Source organism: Flavobacterium sp. RSP49, assembly GCF_003968735.1.
Classification (GTDB): Bacteria; Bacteroidota; Bacteroidia; order Flavobacteriales; family Flavobacteriaceae; genus Flavobacterium.
This window is the reverse complement of record NZ_RYDN01000023.1, coordinates 24413-47354: the sequence shown is the minus strand read 5'-3', so window position 1 is coordinate 47354 and position 22942 is coordinate 24413. Positions and strand designations below refer to the sequence as shown.

Below are 22942 nucleotides of genomic sequence, written 5' to 3'. Positions count from 1 at the left end.
GCAAAAACGTTTTTGCAAGTGTTTAATTAAATATTTTTATCTAATAATCTGTATCGGTTATTCAGGACAAGACAAACACTACAAATTTCCCATAATTTGGTCCATAACCCAACTCGTATGCGTTGCTGTCAAACCTGTAGAAGGGTGTGTACTGTGCCCAAGAAGGTCCTCTCGCATTTGCTGTACATGATACAACTGAATATTTTCAGGATGGTCAATGAGTACTTCTGTTTGTCCTTGTGCGTTCGAAAGCACTACAGGATCATTTTCAAATACAGAAAACGTTATTTTTCCTTTGCTTCCATAAATGTCCACTTTATCTTCCCGTTCATAGCACCCAAAATTCCAGCTGCCTGAACCTGTAATTCCAGACTCATGCAACCAACAAGCGGCAACAGCATCTTTGGCCGTGTACCATCCCTGCTGATTAATACTAAGCCCCGAAACTTCTTTTATATTTCCCAATAAATGCGTGAATAAATCCAGACCGTGACTTGCTAAATCATCAAAATAACCGCCTGCAGCAATCAACGCATCAGTTCGCCAATTGTATTCGCCTGAAAAATCCGTAGAACTTGCAGGTTTACTCAAATGCCATCTTATGTGTCTGATGTCACCAATGCTATTGGTATCAAGCCACGCTTTTATTTGTTCAAAACGAGGTAATGTTCGGCGATAATAGGCTACAAACAACGGAATTTTTTTTGCTGCGAAAGCAGTACAAATCGAGAGACTGTCTTGATAATTTGGAGACAAAGGTTTTTCGATACAACATATTTTACCGGCTGCAGCCACCATGAGTCCATACAATTTATGCACATCCGGAGGCGTGGCAATATAAATCGCATCAATCTCAGGATCATTAATCAAATCATCGGCATTTGTGTAATATTTGCTGATTCCGTGTCTTTTAGCATAATCCGCAGCCTTAACCGCATCTCTTCGCATTACTGCTACCACTTGAAAACCATCCGTTTTCTGGTATGCAGGACCACTTTTCAGTTCGGTAACATCGCCACAGCCTAATATTCCCCAGCGGATTACTTTTGTAGGTTCACTCATAATGATAATTTTTCATTGCCTCAGACGATTGTGCGCTACTGCGACTGTTTTGCGTAATAGTTAACCAGAAAGAAATTATGCTTCTTGTAGATACAACGCTGGATGGAACTTAATTGCTTATCGTTTGAAATTCTCGTTTTACTCACAACCATCAATTCCACAACTGTCTCCATCGGTGGTATTCAATACCGTGACTTTCGAATCAAATTTGCCTTCCTCCCATACTTTTTCAAGTGTTTTCACAAAGGTTTCCACATGTTGCGCACCCGAAACTGCATATTTATTATCGAAAACAAAAAAAGGAACTCCTTGAACCCCGACAGATTGCGCCTCATTTATATCCTGCTGCACTTCATTTGCGTACGCATCAGAATTTAGCACTTCATCAATAGCTTCGCCATTCAGTCCTACTTCCAGTCCTAACGCTTTCAATGTATCCAAATCATTAATATTCTTACCATCCGTTAAATAGGCTTTGAACAGTAATTCTTCTAAGTCATTTGCCAAATCATATTTTTTAGCCAAATGCAACAAGCGATGTGCATGCAGCGAATTGGCCATAACCGCTTTTTCAAAATTGAAATCCAATCCTGCATTTTTAGCATTTTCAGTCATATTATTCAGCATCTCTTGTGCCCAATCTTTATCTTTTCTATATTTTTCGGCCAAATGCTCAACCATATCATCCTCTGGAGAAGCAACAAAGCCGGCGTCTAACTGAAAACTTTTCCATTCAATTTCAACTGCATCTTTATGCTCAAAATTCTGTAAAGCACCTTCTATTCTTCTTTTTCCAATATAACAAAACGGACACATGATATCCGACCAGATTTGTATTTTTAATGTATTTCCCATTTTCCTTTAATTAAATTCAAAAATTAATTTTATAATACAAAATTAATCAATTCAGTTTTGAGCTTTTGGGGTTTTAGTGTTTAATTATAGATACTGGAATAGTAAATATTTATTTGAATCAGAAAGTCAGAAAAGTAATCCTTTATAATAGAACCAAAAAAACCATCAAAATTGCTCGTGATGGTTTTTTGTCAACTATAATCATTATACTAAAACTTCAACGTCAATCCCACCAAGAAATTAATTCCCGCTTGTGGGTAATAATATGGATAAACGTCATACATGTATCCGTTAGAAACGTATTGCTTATCTAAAAAGTTATTCACTAAACCGGTCAATACGATTTCTTTGAAGATGTTTTTAGGTTTAAAAGTGTAAGCAACATTCAAATCATTCACAAAATAATCCGCCAACTTTGCAGCCGGTAATTCGATGTTGTTCATGTATTGTTCCCCAACGAATTTTTGCAACCATGAAATATGAAGATTTTCAATGGGCGTATAAACCAAAATATTTCCCGCAATTATTGATGGTGAATATGCGATATCTGTAGTGCCGTAATCCTTTCCTTCAACAGCTAAATCAATATTTTTATTGGCACTCAAGGTAAAATTAGGACGAATAATCAATTGGTCTGTCAACGCTATTGTAGCATCTATTTCCAGTCCTAAGCGGTAACTTTTTTCGCTGTTCGAACGTATAGGAGCACCTACATCGTCTAAACTCCCTGTCAAAATCAATTGGTCTTTATAGGCCATATAATACACATTCGAGTTAAATTGTACTTTTTCCGCAACATATCTCCACCCCAATTCAAAGTCATTTAGTTTCTCTGGCTTTACGTTTCCGCCTTCATAATCACTCCTATTCGGTTCGCGATTGGCTCTGGCATAAGACAAATACACGGAATTTCCGGAATTGATCGTATAGGTCAATCCCGTTTTAGGGTTAAAGAAATTAAACGTATCATCCACAAGTGTTGGTTGAACACCATTAGCCTTGTAATTCACTGAACGATATTGCAAATCTCCAAATAAACTTAGCTGTTCTGTGATTTGGTAATTGGCTTTCGCAAAAATATTCCCGTCCGTTTTATTGGCATAATCATCGTAATAGCGATCTCCTAACTCACTCTGTGAAGCATTTCGTGCCCAGATCACTTTTCCAAAATGGTCGCCTTCATACTTATTCCATCCACCACCAAAAATTACATCCAGTTTTTCCTCTTTATAATTAGCAGAAAAAGTAGTACCGTAAAAATCATTATCCAACCATTTTTGACGCACTAAATCCGTTCTATTTATTGTTGTTCCTCCAATAGTAATTGGCGTCAAGTTATAGCTGGAAAATTTAGCATCTTCTTTATAATTTTCATAGAATCCTTTTCCTTTGGTGTAATGCAAAGCAAAATTAGTACTCCAGTTTTCAGATATTTTTTCGTTCCAATGCAATTGAGAGTGATCTTGCTGGTAATTATCCGTTTCATTATCATAAAAACGAGCATTTCCTTGCTCGTCCGTAAAAGCACCTGATGAATTAAACGCTCGGTCATTCTGCAGCGTTTCTGCATCTATTCCGTTCCAAGACTGGTACGTTTTTTCAGTACCTCCAAAAACCAATGCTTTTATCAAAGTCGTTTTGCCGACATACGTTCCCTGTAGAAAATAGGATTTCAAATCAGAAGCGCCACGATCTACAAACCCGTCAGACTTGATGGCTGATAACCTTCCTGCGATTTCAAAATGGTCGTTCATCAAACCCGTACTGAATTTTACGGTGTGTTTTCTGGTATTGAAACTACCCACAGAGTTCGATATTTCACCAGAGCTTTCTTTGGCAAAATTGTCCGTCAACATGTTTAAGCTCGCCCCAAAAGCACCCGCTCCATTCGTAGACGTTCCTACGCCACGTTGCAATTGCAAACTTTCTAATGATGAAGCAAAATCTGGCATATTTACCCAAAAGGTTCCCTGACTTTCAGAATCATTGTAAGGAATTCCGTTGATGGTCACGTTCACGCGGGTGGCATCGCTACCACGAACCCGAATTCCGGTATACCCTACTCCATTTCCCGCATCAGAAGTCGTCACAACTGACGGCAAATAATTCATCAGAATAGGAATATCCTGTCCTAAGTTTCGGAATTTGATTTCCTTTTTGTCCAAATTACTGAAACTTACTGGCGTTTTAGTAGTGACCCGCACCGCCGAAACCAAGACTTCATCAAGTTGGTTTACTTTCGTAGTGTCTTTAACTTGTGAAAAAGAGATAAATGATGTAAAGAGAAAGACAGAAGACATAAAATATGTCAGATTCTTGGACTTTGAAACTTTAAGACTTTGAGACTTTGAGACTAAAATAGTATTCATCCGTAAATAAGATTACGAATAAAAGGGGGAATTATTCCTTTTGTTAAATTAATAAATGATTGTTTCCTATGACAAATAGATAGTGTGCACGCTATTTTCTTCGTCATTTTTTCCCTTAGCGACATTACTCGCCCAGGTTCGTTGGGTATGATCTCAGCTCGTTATTTAGAGCACCCCTTTGAGACAGCGCAAAAGTAGTTTTTTTGTTCGAATTTTAGAATTTTAGAAAATAAAAAATAAAATCTTATTCGAAATTTGGTTTTCTCCTGTTTTTCTTGACTTCAGAAATAGTCTTTTTATCCTTTATTCTTTTTCTAATGACTGATTTAGGGATTCTGGTGGGTTTTCTTTCTTTTGGAACAAGCAATGCATTTTTTATTAATTTCAAAAATCGTTTGATTACGAGTTCTTTGTTTCTAAATTGACTTCGGTCTTCCTCACAATTTAAAATTAAAACAGCATCAGTGGTAAGTCTGGACGATAATTTAGTTGCAATCAAAATTTTTTCTTCATCCGTTAAAGCCACAGAATGGTGCAGATCAAAAGTCAACACCACTTTAGAGGATACTTTATTTACGTTCTGACCGCCGGCTCCACTGCTCCGGACTGCTTTAAAACTTAATTCGGATACGATTTTTTCTATTTCCATTGATGCGTAAATTTTAGAACTGATGTGCCGGTTTCAACAAATCATTCACCGTTTTGACCGGATTAAAAGTAATCAAAGGCACCTCAACAAACACAGTCAGCCATTTAGCCATTGCGCCGTTCCATAAACCAGGCAATTCATACCCTTTGATGTTTTTGCCCGCTACATTTTTTTCCACAATAAAACCACTACTATAATCCACAAAGTGAGTGAGATCAAATTTCTCTTTTTTATAATTTTTTAGGCTACAGACTAAATCAACCGGATTAAAATGGGTAGCAGCATCCAGAATTGTCTTTTGATTGTCGTTTGCCAAATCGACTTGGAAACCTTCTACGATTTGCAATGAAATTCCTCCTTGATGATCCCGGACCCAAAACGGCCCTCCTCCAGGTTCACCCTCGTTTTTTACCATTCCGCATACGCGAATCGGTCTGTTTAAAGCCGCTCTTATTTCCTTGATTTTATTGTCCAGAGTATATGTATGAAAACCGTCCTTCATTGTAGTATTCAATTTTTCCTTCAAAAAAAGAATAATTTCATCTACAAACGCGGACTCAATTGCCACAGTATCCAAGGCGTTTAAATACCTGAAAACCTGCTGCTGTATTGCCAGCAAAATGCCCGCCAACCCTTTTTTGTACAAAGAAATTTTCTCTAAATTGTTTTGAATTACATTGTCAATGTTTTTGATAAATACTATATCAGCCTCTAAATCATTCAAATTGGCAATCAAAGCACCGTGTCCTCCGGGCCTGAAAACTAATTGTCCCTTTTCATCTCGGAACGGCTTGTTTTTCATAGTAACCGCAAGTGTATCAGTTCGCTTGCTTTGATAGGAAAAACTAACCTGTATTGTTACACCCGATTGCTTTTCAATTTTAGATTTAATTGCATCAATGCGGCTTTCAAACTTTTTTTGATGGGATTCTGACACTGTAAAATGCAAATAAGAACAGTTATTAGTGCTCGTATAATGCGTACATTCCTTCAAATGCTCTTCCACAGGAGTTGCAATATGGGTTTTGTATTTATGAAAAGGAAGAGTCCCTTTTGGTTGATTTGCAAAGTCAAAATAATCAGATGACAATATAAATTTTATAAAATAATAATTTTTCAAACTTGGATCTAAAGTATCAAAAGCGGCATACTCGGCTCCGAGTCGTTTATCGATTGCTTCAAAAAAGGGAAGTTTTTCCATTCCCACGATAAAAACAGCAAGTTTATTTGCTTTTTTTCGGTTGATATAGGAATTAATTGATTCATTTTCAACATCAAATTCATTGATGAATTCCGTCAAAAACTTAAACATTCTGCTGGCTGCTCCGGAAGCAGGCACAAATTTCTGTAATTTCAGATTTGATTTATGGGCATCAAAAAAAAGGGATTTTTCTTGAAAATCTTTTTCAGATAGCTTTAAAATACCATTAGACACTGTTGCCGGACGAACCAAATCTGCTTTGGGGATACCGTTTTTAAAAAAAATCAATTGCTTTTGAATGTTTTTCATTGAGATTCCATACTCCTGAATATACAGAAAATCATCCGAGGAAAACCCGAGTTCCCTTGCTAAAGTTAAGTCATCAACACTTGCAATTGCCTTTTTGAGACGCAAATCCTGGTCTCCGGAAAGGGTTATAAATGGTTTATTATTATCGATTAAAGATTGTTTAAACACGGCAAAAACAGATTCTCTTCCTTCTGCTTTGTCTCGCAAATCATCTTTTTCCCAGGGTACATCAATATCTGTCAGAAAAAACAAATCGTATTCATGTGCGCGAGCTGCTTCATGCAACAAAGGATCGCAATAGTTGTAATACACCTCCGAAAAAACTTTGGTCACCATTAAATTCGTATCACAAAAAAGATATTTATTGGCAATCAGCGTTCGTTCATTTTCTAATTTGGCTTGACCGTAAGCAATGGGCAGCATATCATCAACGGTACATATTTGCTGACTTGAATCCCACTTTTCTTGCAGGTAATCACGTGCAAACTCCGGAACCCATTCCGTTTTATAATAGTCCGCAAGCTGTCTGGCCAAGGTAGTTTTGCCAGTGCTTTCAGGACCAAATAAAGCTATTTTAATTATTTTTGTAACTCCGTTTGAGCGCTGTCTGAGATTTTCTTCCATTCTAAATAGCCAAAAATGGCAACTATTGTAAATACTATGTATTGAAAACTGGTAAAGGTATAGCCTTTGGCAAAATACAACGGAATGGAAATTACATCTCCAATAATCCAAAACACCCAATTCTCGACTTTCCTTTTGGCCATGAGCCACATTCCCACAAAGAAAATCCCTGTAATAAATGTATCTACATAGGCATACCAAGTGGTAAATTTACCAAAATAGTGGTATACTGAAACCACAAAAGCGACCGTAAATATAAAAAGAATTATCGCAATTCGTTTTTCAGAACTTGAAATTTTTGAAATTGGGAATTCTTCCGTATCGTCTTTTTTGCGGGTCCAATGGTACCAGCCATAAATACTCATTACAAAATAATAGCCATTAATCATCATGTCACCCCACAAGGTCCATTTCCAGAGCAAATACACAAATATGGACGTACTCACTAATCCGGTTGGAAAAACCAGAATATTGTCTTTTTTGGCGTACCAAACACTCCATAATCCAAAAATGACAGCTATAATTTCCAAGATAATATCTAATGTTGAATACTCGCTGTACTGCGAAAAAAAATAGTCTATCATTAATTAAGGTTAAAAAAATTAATATCCTTTTCAAAAGCGGTTCCTATAATTACTAGATCGGCTCCGGCAGCATACGCGTTTTGAATTCCCTGCAAATCTACAATACCACCACCAACAAGTAACGGAATTTCAATATTTTGCGTAACTAATGCAATCATTTCTAACGGAACAGCTTGTTTAGCGCCACTTCCCGCTTCGAGATAAATCAGTTTATTACCTAACATTTCTCCCGCTAGTGCCGTAGCCAATGCTAAATCCAGATTATTTCTATCTAAAGGTTTTGTTTTACTAATGCGTTCTACTGCGGTTTCATTGCCACTTTCAATCAAAATATAACCGGTAGAAATGATCTCGAGTTGGGTTTGTTTTAAAATGGGTGCCACTTTTACTTGGTGTTCGATTAAAAAATCAGGATTGCGACCAGAAATTAAAGACAAAAATAAAATCGCATCGGCTTTATCTGAAATCTGAGATGGGTTTCCAGGAAATAAAACGATAGGCAATGTGCTACTTTTTTTTATTTCTATAATTAATTCGTCTAAAATGTTGTTTTCAACCTGGCTTCCGCCAATGAAAATATGTGTTGCGGGTGATTGATTGATTTTTGAAATTAAACTAGGTAAATTTTCCAAAACTATTTTATCAGGATCCAGAAGAATCGCCAGGAGCTTTTGACATTCGACTTTAGATTGGATGATTTCGTTATAAATGTTTGTCATTTTTGGTACGCAGATAACGCGGATTTTGTGGATTTAAACGGATTTCTGATACTTTATATTGTTGCTTATTAATTGTCTTTTCATTGCTTAACCAGTACGGGCAAAGCAATGACAAACTGCGCGATGAAATACTGTGTACTATTTTTCGAAAGCATAAACTAACGTAAAATCTTGTATTTCTTCAAAATGGACCTTGAAATCTTTTATTAAACTATTAAAATGAAATTCGGCGATAGTCTGTTTACTTTCTAATTCAAAATCATCTAGGTTTATATGATCTTTGAAACTGATTCCTCTTTCGTTTCTAATTTTGAAAATGGCTTCTTTGGCACCCCAAATAACCGTTAATTTTCGGATATATTCTTCACTGTCCATATCCAAGAATTGAAACTCGCTGTCACAAAATTTACGTGCTATTTTGATGATTTTATTTCGTTGCAATTCAATGTCGATTCCCACGGTTTCAGTACTGATAATAATGGCCGAAAACTCATGAGAATGTGTGATGGAAATGTGCTTTCCATCGTGTAAATGGGGCTTTCCGAAGTTGTCATAATACAAATCAAAATCAGTATATCCGGCTTGTTGCAATGCCTTACGAACGCTCAGGAAGGCGCGTTGGTGCATTTCGGATTTCATTCCGTCCAGTCGATTTTGATTGTTTTCATTAAGAACAATCTGCTGGTTTAATTCGGAGAAAGGTTCCGTTATTTTCCAAATTAAAATTTGGGTGGCGGCATTAGGATGTATGATTTTATAAAGTGGCATCGTGTTGTGATCTTGATTTTTAGCCCCGGTAGCAGCGACATCCTTTTTTCACGCTTTTTTGCGTGTAAAAAGATATAGCGAATAACGGGAAATAGCTCCAGAAACTGAAACACGTTCAGCTTAAAGAAATTATTTAGTTAATGTTCAAAAGATTAGCGAATTAAACAATTCATAAATCTTCTGGAAAACCGTAAAATTCTAAAGTTATTGCGTAAATTTGCAAAAAATTTTCACCCGAGCCTGAAAGGCGAACGGGCAAAGTAATTACAAATATACTATAAATGAGTACTACAACTATGCCTTTTGTGGCTTTCAAAGTAAAAGACATTTCCCTGGCGGCTTGGGGAAGAAAAGAAATTGAATTAGCAGAAGCTGAAATGCCAGGTTTAATGGCGCTTCGTGCGGAATACAAAAACGAACAACCACTTGCTGGTGCTCGCATTGCGGGATGTTTGCACATGACAATCCAGACTGCGGTTTTGATTGAAACGTTGATCGCTCTTGGTGCTGAGGTGACTTGGAGTTCTTGTAACATTTTCTCTACACAAGATCAGGCTGCTGCAGCGATTGCTGCTGCTGGAATTCAGGTATATGCTTGGAAAGGGTTGAACGAACCTGATTTTGACTGGTGTATTGAGCAAACATTATTTTTTGGTGAAGACAGAAAACCATTAAACATGATTCTTGATGACGGTGGGGATTTGACCAATATGGTTATAGACCGTTACCCGGAATTAGTTGCAGGAATCAAAGGATTATCTGAAGAAACTACTACTGGAGTACACAGATTATACGAAAGAGTAAAAGCAGGAACATTGCCAATGCCGGCAATCAACGTGAATGACTCCGTTACTAAATCGAAATTTGACAACAAATACGGTTGTAAAGAATCAGCAGTTGATGCAGTTCGTCGTGCAACTGACTTGATGCTTGCTGCAAAAAGAGTAATCGTTTGTGGATACGGTGACGTAGGTAAAGGGACAGCAGCTTCTTTTAGAGGTGCTGGTTCTATTGTTACGGTTACTGAAATTGACCCAATTTGTGCGCTTCAAGCAGCAATGGACGGTTTTGAAGTAAAAAAATTAGACACAGTTATTGGTACTGCTGATATTATTATCACCACTACTGGAAATAAAGACATCGTTTTGGGTTCTCATTTTGAGAAAATGAAAGACAAAACTATCGTTTGTAATATTGGACATTTTGACAACGAAATTGATATGGCTTGGTTGAACACTAACCACGGTGCATCAAAAATCGAAATCAAACCTCAAGTTGATAAATACACTATTGCTGGAAATGATATTATTGTTTTGGCTGAAGGCCGTCTGGTAAACCTTGGTTGTGCTACAGGTCACCCAAGTTTTGTAATGAGTAACTCCTTTACTAACCAAACACTGGCTCAAATCGAATTATGGAAAAACAGTGCGGCATACAACAATGATGTGTACATGTTACCAAAACATCTTGATGAGAAAGTAGCCATGTTACACTTAGCTAAATTGGGTGTTGAATTAGAGACGTTACGTACTGATCAGGCTGATTACATTGGCGTTCCAGTTGAAGGCCCGTTCAAACCAGAATATTACAGATACTAGTCGAGTCATTGCGAGGAAACGAAGCAATTCTCACTATTATAATACAAACCCTTGCAGTCTCTAATTTTCAGGAGCAAGGGTTTTTTGTTTTTGGGCGTGACCCTTCGCAAAAACTGCGGGTCGGGCTATTCGTTACAATCTTTTATGTTCTCGTTAAAAAACGAGATTCATAAAAGGATTTCCACTACTATCCCTCACGCAATTCCATCATAATACTGCTACTAAACGCAACCAAAAAGGTTGATCCTTATTTCGTAGAATTGATTCTGGATTGAAAAAAGTAATCCGATTTTCATACGAATAGAATTTGTTTTTTTGAGTTTTAAAAAAAATTCGATACAATAAGAAAAAATACTCTTACTACTTTACTGAAAAATGGCAAGAAAATAATTAATCTTAACCCTTTGGATGCAACTATTCTAACCTCCATTTCCCATGTTTTTGTGGCGTAAAACGGGACAAAAAATATATTGAGAACTGTTTTTAATACTAATTTTCTAGTTGTCGATATAATTTTTCCCTGAGGCTTCAGAAGAAAATCACTAGAACTGACGAAAATTATTATCAAAAACTAAATACGCCCAACAGGTTAATATTCCTTTTGATAAACAACATTAGAGCTGATAACCATGAAAATTCCTGATGCATTTTTGACCCAAAAAAACCAACCTGTTTTAGTTCTAAACTAAGAGCTAATCCGGCAGAATAAAAAAAACCATCACTGTATACTAATAAATCAATATGGCAATCCTTATAATAATATAAGTTTATGGTATCTTTGAATAACATAAATTCTAAGAGACATACAGCTGCTAATTAATTTGTATATCACAACAAAAGATAAAACCCTTTAATTATAAAACCATGAATACTTATTCTATTATCGCTCAGCTTGTAATCGCAGTGTCCGTAGGTTACGTATGGATTTTCAGATTTGACAACATTGTAAAAGAATTCAAACAATATGGCCTGTCTGATTTAACCAGAAATATGGTAGGCGCTTCAAAAATAGCATTGGCAACATTGCTAATAGCTGGAATATGGTTCCCATCATTAGTGTACATACCAGCACTTTTAATGGCCTTTTTAATGATTAGTGCGCAGTATTTTCATTTCAAAGTAAAAAATCCATGGTCTAAACACCTTCCTTCTTTATTCCTTTTGGCATTATCTCTTTTTGTTGCATTATGCGCTTCCAAATAATCAAAACATGAATTTATTGCATTTACTTATTTTATTTTCGGCAACTTCCTTTCTTACCTACGGAATAGCTTATTTTGCCTCGTCGAATATGAAAAATGAATTTAAACGCTTTGGACTTGAAAAATTTGGACCATTAATTGCTGTTTTAGAATTGGCAGGGGCTATCGGTTTATTTATAGGCCTTCAAAATCATACTGTTTTAGTTCTTGCTTCCGGAGGCCTAGCTTTACTTATGCTTCTTGGTACAGGGGTAAGAATAAAGATGAAAGATTCTTTATTGGTTTCTACTCCTGCTTTTTTTTACTTTGTGTTGAATCTCTATATTTTATACAGAACCTTAGAATAAATCAACACTAAGTTGTTTTTAATATTTACCACCAAACAGTTCACTATTTGTTCTAATTTTAAATTAAAACAAAATACCCATTCCAATAATAATTGAAATGGGTACTAAGTAATAACCATGGTATAATGTCGTATTTTAAAATCAAGATAAAATTACATAACAATCTGATTTAAAGCTGTTTTACTTAAAGTTAATTCTTTTGACTTTACGACTTTTAAACTTTCGACTTATTTATAATAATTTGAGAAAATCAATAATGCTTCAGCATAACGCTTTTATCACATTTTGAAATTATTCAATAATAATTTTTTTACTGGTTTTATTATTCTCATCATCAATTAGCTGCATGATATACGTTCCAGACGAAAGAGAAGAAACATCTATTGTATTACTAGAAGACTTTAGTACTGTACTTAAAATCTGTCTTCCTAACAAATCAAATACTGCAACATCTAAGTGCTGTGTTTTTTCAAATTGAACCGTAATGCTGTTTTTTGCAGGATTTGGATAGACCTGAATTAGGGAAGTATCGAATTTTTTAGCGCTAAGGCTTAAGCTTTCTACTCCACAATATGCTATTGCCCATGATGTAAGTATACCATCATCCCCTAATCCTGTATCCGTTATATTAAGTCTCCATTCGCCTTTAGCACTTTCTCCATTAAAAGCAGAAAGCGGTTGCGCCGGCTTTAAAACACCAGAGATTGCTGGACTTGTTAAAGAACAGTTTATTACAGCCAACCCTTGATCATCAAAAGTAGCATTCAAATCTGGATTAGAATCACACTTACTAGCTATGAGTGAAACATTGGTCCCTGATGGACTTGTCAGTACCGCAACTATATCTCCTATATAACTATGGGTAATTTTCATCGAAACATTAATATCTGAAATTGGGATATCAGTTGCTATATTTATTGTGCTTGTTGTTGTTAAGGTTGATACTATTACAGAAGGATTAGTGTTAGTACTACTAAAACACTTGTTTGAACCAGTTGTAAAGCTACTTGGCCTACTAAAAACACCGTTTGCACATTCGTTTTTAGGCCTAACTCTCCAATAATACAACGTATTTTCGCTTAACCCTTTATTTTGATTATATCCATTTTTTGAGACAGTTGCGGTTTCTACTATAGATTGAAAATTTGAATCAGAAGCAACTTCCACATCAAAAAATTCAGCACTGTTATTCCCATCTTTAGACCAGATATAGGATGGATAAGTTGATTGTTTCACACTTGTATTAGCTGGACTACTCAGCACAGGCTCCGAAAAAACACCTCCCTTTAGCGTTAATACAACAACTTGAGTTTTGGTTTCTGACGGAGAAGTACCCGCGAAAGTGATAGAATAATCCTTAGGGTTTGAATTAGAAAATCCGCTAACGGTCATTAGTATTGTTTCTTTTGAGGTACTTGCTGTTGTTGGTGTAAAGCTAGCTGTGGAACCAGATGGTAAACCTGTCGCAGCAAATCTCACTACCCCCGTAAAACCCGCAGAAGGTATATAATCAAAACTAAAAGTTGATTTATTATCATTTGCACATTGGATTTTTGAGACTTCAAGCGCTGTCAAAAAGAATGTTGGAGTTGTAACTTGCTTAATTATTATAGTTGCGTCATTTACATCTAAGAAAACATTGTCAGCCGCTTTTATCATTAAACGCCCTGATTCCGTCAAAGAAGAGGGTACAATGATGCTTTTAGAACCACTATTTAAAGCCTTATCCGCTAATATAATAGTATCGGTAAAATCTCCTAAAGCCGAAAATAAAATATTTACAAACAAACAGTTTACCGGAAGTAAATTGGTCTTTGCAACATCCCAAGTTATCAGTTGAGTTTCACCTTGTATCCAAGTCGTGTTTGAGTTTTGACTTGAAACTTTAAAGGGTCCTGCCGTTTGGATTGTATTTAACGTCATCAAATCAGCTGCCGTCTGCCCTCCGTAAACAACATTGTCCCTAACCGTAAAAGCAAACTCAAAACTCCGTTGAACTTGGGGGATTACCTCCCAAGTAGGCATCAGATTATTACTTAAAATATCTGTTAATTGCGGGAAATACCTATTAGGTTTTGTAGTTCCTCTTCGGGTTCTAAACATAGGACCTTGAATAGCCGTTGGGAGAGGCTGAATAGGACTTTGCATCTCTTCATTGTCGTTTTGTTCCCACGTGTAAGTAAGAAGATCTCCTGAGTCAGGATCAGAACCTGTTCCTGACAACTGAAATGCGGTACCTACAGGAATGCTGTAATTTGCTCCTGCATTGGCTTTTGGCGGTAAATTGCTAACCTTGATCTCATCAAAACAGGCAGAACTCACACCCCCTTGAATATTAGCACTTATGTCTCGTATGTTCACATAATTAAAATAATCATCCGAATTTGCCTGTACATTTTGCCCCGTACAAATTCCGGCATACCCCATTATTGACGATCCGCTTCCGGGTTCCACTTCGGTATTATTTCCACTTTTCAAACAGGTAGTTGTTCCATTATGGGTATGATACCCTCCCATTTGATGCCCAATCTCATGAGCGACATAATCAACATCAAAAGAGTCTCCAGTAGGATTTGATCTACCAGTCATACCGCTTCCTTTATTTCCGGAATTACAAACACAACCAATACAACCTGCATTACCGCCGCCAGCTGTATTAAAATTATGGCCTATATCGTAGTTTGCATCTCCAATATTAGCATCTATGGTCAATTGAGTTTGGTCATTATATTCTGTACCCCAAGGATCAGTAGTTCCATCATAATACATAATGTCAAAATTCTTAGGTACAAACTGATAGGTGATACCTAATTCTTTCTCATAAATACCATTTACTCGTGTCATTGTGACAACCATTTGTGCCATGATATTTGATTTTTTTTCAAAATCAGTCGTGGCATTACCAATAAACAAGGCACCATACTCTCCTGTACACGACATTGCTAATTCATACAACCGAATTTTACTGTCATCAGTAGCACCTATCGTTTTATTTATTTGCGTATTTCCAGTTTTTTTAGAAAGTGAATTATCTGTCTCGCAAGTAAAAACATCAGATGAATTATTGACTAGATCATCTCTTTTGTAAGCAATATATACTGACTTATCACTTGTATAGGGATCTATAAAATAAGTTGATTTTCCAGCTTCAAAAACCTGAGCATGAAATCCGGCTTGCGATAAACTAAACCGAATATATTTACCAGGATGTACTAATGAACTACCAACATAACTTTTAATATTTGGTAATTTTGCAGCCAAATCCGGATGCAAAATTTGGGCGTCTAAAACTTGATAATTTTCAATAGAACCGTCTTCATTAGGCACATTGATTATATTTTGAGAAGTCCCAAAAAACACGCCTCTTTTAGGGGCATTTTGTAATTTATTTTTAACAGTGGCTATACCAACGGTGTAAAGTTTAAATTTTGTGGGCATTTTTTCTTTATCAAAACTAATATTATTAATTTTGAGACGACTGTTTTCGGATAAAGCGGTCCAGTCACTTTTATTTTGCCCCCAAGTGATGCTGAAGGAAAAACAAAACAGTACGAATAAAATAAAATTATTTTTAGTATTCATTATCTTTATATTTAGTTAAAAAAAATCCCCCATTGCATTTCTACGATGGGGGATTTTGAATCAATTATTTATTGCATCAGAAACTTAAATGTATCTGATTTATTACCATTTATAACAAGAAAATACATTCCGCTGGCTAATTTACCAACAGGTATTTTAGCTTCATTACTACTTTCTAATTTCAAAGCGCTTATTAAACCTCCATTTAGGGTATAAATGTCAACCCGATCAATTGGCGTTCTTGCACTGGAAATTGTAATTACTTTATCAGCCGATAATACAGTTGGGTATATTTTAAATTCTTCCCCATTAATTTTTTGCGTAGATAAAGTCGCTTGTGTTACCAAAGCAAAAGTTCCAGATCCGGTATGATTTCCTTTATAAGTACGATATTGCTCCGCAGCATATGCAGCGCCTAACCCCCCATTTATTTGAAAATTTTTAGGAGAATTTTTAGCATCATTGATGGAGCTGCTGTTTACTTTTATAACTCTTAAACCGCTAGGGTCTGAAAATTCACTTGTTTCAGCATCTGAAAAGAACAGTGTTAAGTCATAGGAAGCTGTTGCCGCATTTAATCCATCAGCTTCTAATTTGATAACTTTCCCTGAATGAGATCCTGCTATATTAGGAAAGTTAGATTTACTACCTGACTCACTAATCGTTAGCGTAACACAACCAAGATCCTTAGTCGCATTTTCTATCATACCAATTACATCCCCATCTTGATCGCTCAAAAAGTATACTTGGTTTCCAATTTTTACGGTTTCACTATCAAATTGCATCAAATCAGATTCTACTGAAGCCGGTGTTCCGCTTACTACAACGTTGTCTAAAGTAAAACTAAAAGAAGTGCCTAGTAAAGCATCATTATACCATCTCCAAGCTAAATAAAATTGTGTATTATTTAATGCCGATGTCGCTTTATTATACTTCCCTGAAGACGGAGAAGCTCCTGAAGCTGTCCCTGCAAAAAAGGCTAAAGAATTATAATTAGCTCCATCTAAGGAGTATACAAATTCACCATAATCAAATAACGCAGAATTATCTACTTGGTCTGTTTCTCCACCTGCTTGCCAGTCAAAAGCTACAGTAACATCGCTCATCCCTTTTGTATCGATCAATTTGCTTATGAGAAGCAAATTTCCGTTTTGGGTTGAATCATAAGTGGCGCCTTGAGATGCAGTGCCATTTGAAACGTATGCTTTTCCTGAAGTAGTTGGCCCATTAAAAAGCCAAACATTGGGATCCAATCCTAATACACTTTTAGTTTCCCAACCAGATGGAATTTTTGAAGTAGTAAAAGTTTCTTTAAAAATCTCTACCGTACCTATACCAATAGCTGGCACATAATCATTATCAACAATTGTGATGTTTTGAATTCTAGATTGCGCTACAGGAGTATTTACATTAAACTTGATTATAATATTTTCTACACCTTCAACTATACCATCATTAAAAATGTTGAGTAAAATTGTTTTAGTCCCATCTTTATCAAAAGACAAACTAGTTGCTGATGTAGTAAAGTCTTTATTAATCGTTGCTGTAGAACCTGAGAAGTCTAAATTAATGGTTTGGGGAGAAGTGATGTTTACCCCAGTAACCTTAACTTCTATTGTGTTAAAAACACCACACCCTTGTGTTGCTGTCTGTTCGTTGACTACAGAAACATTTGTCGATTCAAAGAAAAGTTGGTTTGGATCAGGCGCAATAAATTCATTCCCTACATTAACCGCATACCAAGCATTTGTCACTTGTTTCACTTCATTAGAAAACGTTCCATATTCTTGCCCTGCAACAAGTATACTTGCATCTCTCATCTCTTGAAAAGTAGCGTTTGGAGTAAGTAGCACTTCGGCCTTAAAGGTAATCTGTTCAGCAATAAGAAAACCTAAACCTTTGACACTGTAGACCTTCAAAGCATCATTTATTTGATCATCTGCAGCCGCTTTAGCTTTCCCACGAGTAAAACTCTTTCCAGAACCTTCTACTAATAAATAATACCATTTATTAAGAACTCCACTATTATTATGCACTCCACATTGGTCATTTGCTAAGCTAGGTTGCGCACATTGTGGATCAGACCAATTTTTACCTCCATAACTATCCGGATTCCCCTCAGCTTTTGGATCATCCATCCAACGTAAAGCGGTAGATCCAGCTGCGCCCGGAGCTAACCCACCATCACGTTGATCAATTTGTTCTCCAATTCCCCACGGGTCATAAGGCAACGAACTATCAATTGTAGTCAACACATAGTTTTCCACAGATGCTGCCCAGATATCCGAAAAACCTTCATTCATAGCACCAGATTCTCTAGCATAAACTAAATCAGATGTATTAGAACACACCCCATGCCCTATTTCATGTCCACAAACATCCATGGATGTTAAAGGCCCGAAAGAACCATTAGGATTTTTACCCCCTTGGTAACTTCCGTCTCCGTAAGTCATTGCAGTACCATTCCAGAAAGCATTGTCATACGCATCACCATAATGTACATAATTAATAATTTTGGTACCACGATTATCATAACTACTTCGATTATGAATAGCTCCCCAATATTTAATTACTATTTCAGCTCCCCAATGCGCATCTAAAGCAACATCATCATTTTTTGTTTCATTGTCAATAGGGTAATTTAGAGTAGTGAAACGACTTCTCCAGTGTTCGGCTGCTGTCCAGTTATTGTCTCCAGTTTCAACTTGTAATTGTCCTGATGGTGCATCACCATCATAAATAGAATACGATGGAATATTAGGCAAACTAATGGGTGCGCCACCTACTCCATTGTAAGAGCGCGTTTCATTTTGTATAACAACCGGCAATCCATTCACAAGAACCGGTATTGTCCCATCTAATGAATAACGATTATTGACTACATCTAGTGTAGTCTGAAATTTTCTGTTTCCAGCGTATCTTGTATCCCCGCGCCCTTCAACTGAGGCTAAAATAGCTGTTGAATTAGTCGTGTTTATTTTATTCTTTTCGATGTTTTTATTAATTTCATCTGCATGTTTAATAATTGCATCCGTTAATAAAATCTGGCCATTGGCAGCATCAACAAAAACATTGTTTCTTGATAATGGTTTTGATGCATATATATTGAATTTATATGCAAGAGTTAAGTCAACCTCTTTTGTCTTATAATTATCAACATATACCAATTCGCCTTTAGGCAAATATTCATTATATGATTTTTGTAATTGTTGTATCTCTTTCTGATTCACCGTAACTTTTAAACTTTTTGAAATATCTTCCCAAACATAATTCTCAGCACCAACATGTTGCTTTGCCTTTTCTAATGCTTGGTCTTGAGACAATGACTTTGTCTTAGAAACATTAGCATCCATAACATAATGCTCGAGCGTAATTGCAGTTACTTTGTCTTTTTTAAGAACAATATTATATCGCGCATGTTCCACTTTCACCCCATTATAGAAGGCAGAAAAAGTAACGATATTAAAATTTCCTTTGGTGGTATTGGTGTGAATTTCTTTAAATTCAAATGAATTTTTATCTAATTGCAGTACTTCCACTAAAAAAGCAGGAACGCCTGCTAAATTTAAATTATAGTCCGGTTTAATTTTTATTAAAGAAGGACTCTGGCGACTTTTATTAAATTTAAATTCCTGGATATTTGTATTTGATTGCAAATATTTTTCATTGTTTTGAATTTTATTTTTTTGAGCGAAGACTAAAAAAGTAAAAAACAAAAAACTAGTTGTGAGTAATAGTTTATTCATAGTTGTGCTGTAAAATTTGGTGTACTAAATTGAGTTTGTTCTTGTTGTTTAATGGTGTGTAATTTGATACTTTATTTCATTAGCGCTAATATTTATTAATTAATAGAATTTGTAGTCTTTAAAATCATTAATTTAAATGAACAATCAATAAACCACTTAGACAAGATCATTTTTAATGTCTCCTGCGATTAAACAGAATCATATTAACTGTGTCCCGGTACGCTATTTTGACTAGTAAAACCAATATTATCGTACCTATTGTTCTAAAAAAAGATTTGATTAAAATCAATTTTAATCAAAATTTTACCTTTAAAAAACACAATTATTATTATTTAATCAAAAAAAAAAGAATTAATTAAATTTTTATCAAAAAAAAAGGTTAAAAAAAATTCAACTTAATTTCTAATCAATATTAAAACAATAAATTATCTTAAAATTAATTTAGTTTATTAATTAAAAAAAAATCCTATAGATTTAAATTATTAAAGAGTAATGAATCTAATCTTTATGTTGCCATATCAAGTCAGACACTGTTTAAAACTAGAAATAACCTTCTGAATTAGTCAAATTATATCAAAACAAGAAATGCGTTTATAAAGAATATAACGGAGAGGGAAAATTTGAAAGAAAAAAATACTATAATGACGTTGATTGTCAAAAAACCAACAGACAAATAGCAATCTCGTATTTAAGTGAAAATTTATATTTTAATTAGAAGATGATTTTCTAAAAACAGTTCTGATTTGTAAAACCTATAAAAGAATCACAACAGTTTCTAATTACAAAATATCCCTTCCAAAACAGTATACGGCATTTTATTTGAACCGAAATTTAGTTTATTAAACTCCCTAGACCAGCAGTAAAAAACTACGAATATAATCAATACTTATACCCTGATAAAATCAAATATAATTTACAAATCAGGCAAACCATCAATTTTGCCGGAGCCTCCTTTTCCTTTGAAGATTCCGGAGTCGCTTGGCTGAGGTCAAAAAAAAACCCGTTTCTTTCGAAACGGGTTTTTAAATAATTGATAAAATCAATTATGCTTCAACTTCAAACGGAAGGATAGAAACATACGATTTGTTATCTCTTTTCTTTTGGAAAAAAACAACTCCATCTATTCTTGCGTGTAGGGTGTGATCTTTACTGATGTAAACATTTGCACCTGGATTGTGTTTTGAACCTCTTTGTCTTACGATGATGTTCCCAGCAATAGCAGCTTGACCACCAAAAATCTTAACACCTAAACGTTTTGATTCTGATTCTCTACCATTCTTAGAACTACCGACACCTTTCTTGTGAGCCATGACGTATTAGTTTTATTTTGTTATTATTCTTGAGTATCTTCTTTTTTAGCTTTAGCTACCTTTTTCTTAGGAGCTTCAACTTCTTCTGTAGTTGCTTCAACTGCTGCTTTTTTGGGAGCCGCTTTTTTAGCACCTGCTGCAGTAATACCTTCGATTACAATTTGAGTAAGATACTGACGGTGTCCGTTTCTCTTTTTGTATCCTTTTCTTCTTTTCTTTTTGAAAATGATAACTTTATCTCCTTTTAAGTGTTGTAACACTTTGGCTTCTACTGAAGCACCTTCTATAGCTGGGGCGCCTATTGTGATTGTACCGTTATCATCTAACAAATAAACTTTGTCGAAAGAAACTTGAGTTCCTTCTTCATTTGCTAAACGGTGAACGTAAACCTTTAGGTCTTTGCTAACTTTAAACTGTTGCCCTGCTATCTCTACGATTGCATACATAACAAATTGTTTTATAAATTTTTAAGGTTGCAAATATACAATTAAATAATTACCTCGCAATTTGTTGAAGAAAAAAAAATACCCAATACATCATAATTACTTATTAAATAGACTTTTGAAATAATTTTACAAAATAAAACGCTTAACTAGTGTTAAATTTCTCACAGCGAAACGCTTTTTATGTAACAAAAATTAAAAACCACTACTAATTATGCATATTAACAAAATTATTAACCTTATGAAAAATTCATTAATGGCTTTAGGTGCTTTGTTTATGCTAGGAGGAGTAGCTTCTGCTCAGAAAGTAGCTTTTGAAGAATACAAATTAGACAATGGATTGCATGTGATTTTACACAACGATCCTTCTGCCCCTACTGTTATTACCTCAGTAATGTACCATGTAGGCGCTAAAGATGAAAATCCAGAAAGAACTGGTTTTGCTCACTTTTTTGAACATTTATTGTTTGAAGGAACCGAAAATATCAAACGCGGTGAGTGGTTTAAGATTGTAACTGGAAACGGTGGTGTAAATAATGCCAACACAACGGATGACCGAACCTATTATTATGAGGTTTTCCCATCTAACAACTTAGAATTAGGTTTATGGATGGAAGCAGAAAGAATGCTACACCCAGTGATCAATCAAATTGGTGTTGATACTCAAAACGAAGTGGTGAAAGAAGAAAAGAGATTGCGCGTTGACAATCAGCCTTACGGAAACTTTTTGGCGGAAGTAAAAAAGAATATTTTCACAAAACACCCATACCGTTGGGCAACTATAGGTTCTATGAGCCATTTAGACGCTGCAACATTAGAAGAATTCCAAGCTTTCAACAAGAAATTTTACATTCCGAACAATGCTGTTTTAATTGTCGCTGGTGATTTCAAAAAAGAGCAAGCAAAAGAATGGATTCAAAAATATTTTGGACCGATCAAAAAAGGAGCTCCCATACAAAGAGAAACATTTGTTGAAGAACCGATTACTCAAACTATAAAAGCAGAATTTCAAGATGCTAATATCCAAATCCCTGCAATTGTAGCAGCCTACAGAACGCCATCTATGAAAACCAGAGACGCAAGAGTACTGGATATGATTTCATCCATCTTAAGCGATGGAAAAAGTTCTAGACTATACAAAAAAATAGTTGATGACAAAAAGATGGCCTTGCAAATTGGCGCTTTTAGTAACAGCCAAGAAGACTACGGTAGCTATATCATTTACGGTTTGCCTCAAGCGCCAAACACAACCGAAAATATTCTTGCCGAAATTGACTCTGAAATTGTAAAATTACAAACGGAATTGATTTCTGAAAGAGATTTACAAAAACTACAAAACAAATTCGAAAACCAATATGTCAACAGCAATTCTACCATTGACGGTATTGCAGACAATCTGGCTTCCTATCATTTGTTATACGGTGATGTAAACTTAATCAATACCGAAATTGAAATCTATCATTCTATTACTCGGGAAGAAATCAGAGATATTGCTAAGAAATATTTAAATCCAAACCAACGATTAGTTTTGGATTATGTTCCATCTAAAGACAAAGCTCAAAACTAAGATACAT

16 protein-coding genes are annotated in these 22942 nt (G+C 35.4%); 4 read left to right on the top strand and 12 right to left on the bottom strand.

The window, feature by feature from the left end:
* Window positions 1-78: 78 nt before the first annotated feature.
* The 8 genes from EKM02_RS11200 to EKM02_RS11165 form a co-directional block, all read right to left on the bottom strand.
* A complete protein-coding gene (locus EKM02_RS11200; RefSeq protein ID WP_126455172.1) occupies window positions 79-1062 on the bottom strand; it encodes a Gfo/Idh/MocA family protein in 984 nt (327 codons plus the stop codon).
* A 138-nt stretch (window positions 1063-1200) separates the two neighbouring features.
* A complete protein-coding gene (locus tag EKM02_RS11195) occupies window positions 1201-1917 on the bottom strand; it encodes a DsbA family protein (protein ID WP_126455170.1) in 717 nt (238 codons plus the stop codon).
* Between the two features lie 209 nt (window positions 1918-2126).
* Window positions 2127-4217 (bottom strand): TonB-dependent receptor, encoded by a 2091-nt coding sequence (locus tag EKM02_RS11190; protein ID WP_234423182.1) that lies wholly within the window; start codon window positions 4215-4217, stop codon window positions 2127-2129.
* 313 nt (window positions 4218-4530) lie between these two features.
* Complete coding sequence (gene arfB / locus EKM02_RS11185; RefSeq protein WP_126455167.1) at window positions 4531-4935, bottom strand: alternative ribosome rescue aminoacyl-tRNA hydrolase ArfB; 405 nt, start codon at window positions 4933-4935, stop codon at window positions 4531-4533.
* A 13-nt stretch (window positions 4936-4948) separates the two neighbouring features.
* Window positions 4949-7069, bottom strand: a complete 2121-nt coding sequence (locus EKM02_RS11180) for a DUF4301 family protein (protein WP_126455165.1) — start codon at window positions 7067-7069, stop codon at window positions 4949-4951.
* A complete protein-coding gene (pnuC, locus tag EKM02_RS11175; protein WP_126455163.1) occupies window positions 7024-7653 on the bottom strand; it encodes a nicotinamide riboside transporter PnuC in 630 nt (209 codons plus the stop codon). Before pnuC ends, EKM02_RS11180 begins: the two co-directional genes overlap by 46 nt.
* Window positions 7653-8372: a geranylgeranylglyceryl/heptaprenylglyceryl phosphate synthase gene (locus EKM02_RS11170; protein WP_126455160.1), complete on the bottom strand. Its 720-nt coding sequence runs from the start codon at window positions 8370-8372 to the stop codon at window positions 7653-7655. The genes pnuC and EKM02_RS11170 overlap by 1 nt, the downstream gene beginning before the upstream one ends.
* A 138-nt stretch (window positions 8373-8510) precedes the next feature.
* A complete protein-coding gene (locus EKM02_RS11165; protein WP_126455159.1) occupies window positions 8511-9140 on the bottom strand; it encodes a 4'-phosphopantetheinyl transferase family protein in 630 nt (209 codons plus the stop codon).
* Window positions 9141-9421: 281 nt separating this feature from the next.
* Here EKM02_RS11165 and ahcY point away from each other — a divergent pair, with 281 nt between their 5' ends.
* The 3 genes from ahcY (at window position 9422) to EKM02_RS11150 (ending at window position 12287) form a co-directional block, all read left to right on the top strand.
* Window positions 9422-10738 carry an adenosylhomocysteinase gene (gene ahcY / locus EKM02_RS11160; RefSeq protein ID WP_126455157.1) on the top strand — a complete coding sequence of 439 codons (1317 nt, stop codon included), beginning with the start codon at window positions 9422-9424 and terminating at the stop codon, window positions 10736-10738.
* Window positions 10739-11602: 864 nt separating this feature from the next.
* A complete protein-coding gene (locus EKM02_RS11155; protein WP_126455155.1) occupies window positions 11603-11941 on the top strand; it encodes a DoxX family protein in 339 nt (112 codons plus the stop codon).
* A gap of 7 nt (window positions 11942-11948) precedes the next feature.
* The gene (locus EKM02_RS11150) at window positions 11949-12287 is read left to right on the top strand and encodes a DoxX family protein (RefSeq protein WP_126455153.1); all 339 of its coding nucleotides are present in this window, start codon (window positions 11949-11951) and stop codon (window positions 12285-12287) included.
* A 291-nt stretch (window positions 12288-12578) separates the two neighbouring features.
* On the opposite strand, the gene EKM02_RS11145 is transcribed toward EKM02_RS11150, so the two are convergent.
* The 4 genes from EKM02_RS11145 to rplU form a co-directional block, all read right to left on the bottom strand.
* Window positions 12579-15869, bottom strand: coding sequence for a reprolysin-like metallopeptidase (locus EKM02_RS11145; protein ID WP_126455151.1), 3291 nt, complete (start codon window positions 15867-15869; stop codon window positions 12579-12581).
* Window positions 15870-15937: 68 nt separating this feature from the next.
* Window positions 15938-19615, bottom strand: a complete 3678-nt coding sequence (locus tag EKM02_RS11140) for a M4 family metallopeptidase (protein WP_126455149.1) — start codon at window positions 19613-19615, stop codon at window positions 15938-15940.
* A gap of 1043 nt (window positions 19616-20658) precedes the next feature.
* Complete coding sequence (gene rpmA, locus EKM02_RS11135) at window positions 20659-20925, bottom strand: 50S ribosomal protein L27 (protein ID WP_126455147.1); 267 nt, start codon at window positions 20923-20925, stop codon at window positions 20659-20661.
* A gap of 23 nt (window positions 20926-20948) precedes the next feature.
* Window positions 20949-21371, bottom strand: a complete 423-nt coding sequence (gene rplU, locus EKM02_RS11130; protein ID WP_126455145.1) for a 50S ribosomal protein L21 — start codon at window positions 21369-21371, stop codon at window positions 20949-20951.
* 238 nt (window positions 21372-21609) lie between these two features.
* Here rplU and EKM02_RS11125 point away from each other — a divergent pair, with 238 nt between their 5' ends.
* Window positions 21610-22935, top strand: coding sequence for a M16 family metallopeptidase (locus EKM02_RS11125; RefSeq protein ID WP_126455143.1), 1326 nt, complete (start codon window positions 21610-21612; stop codon window positions 22933-22935).
* Window positions 22936-22942: the final 7 nt, after the last annotated feature.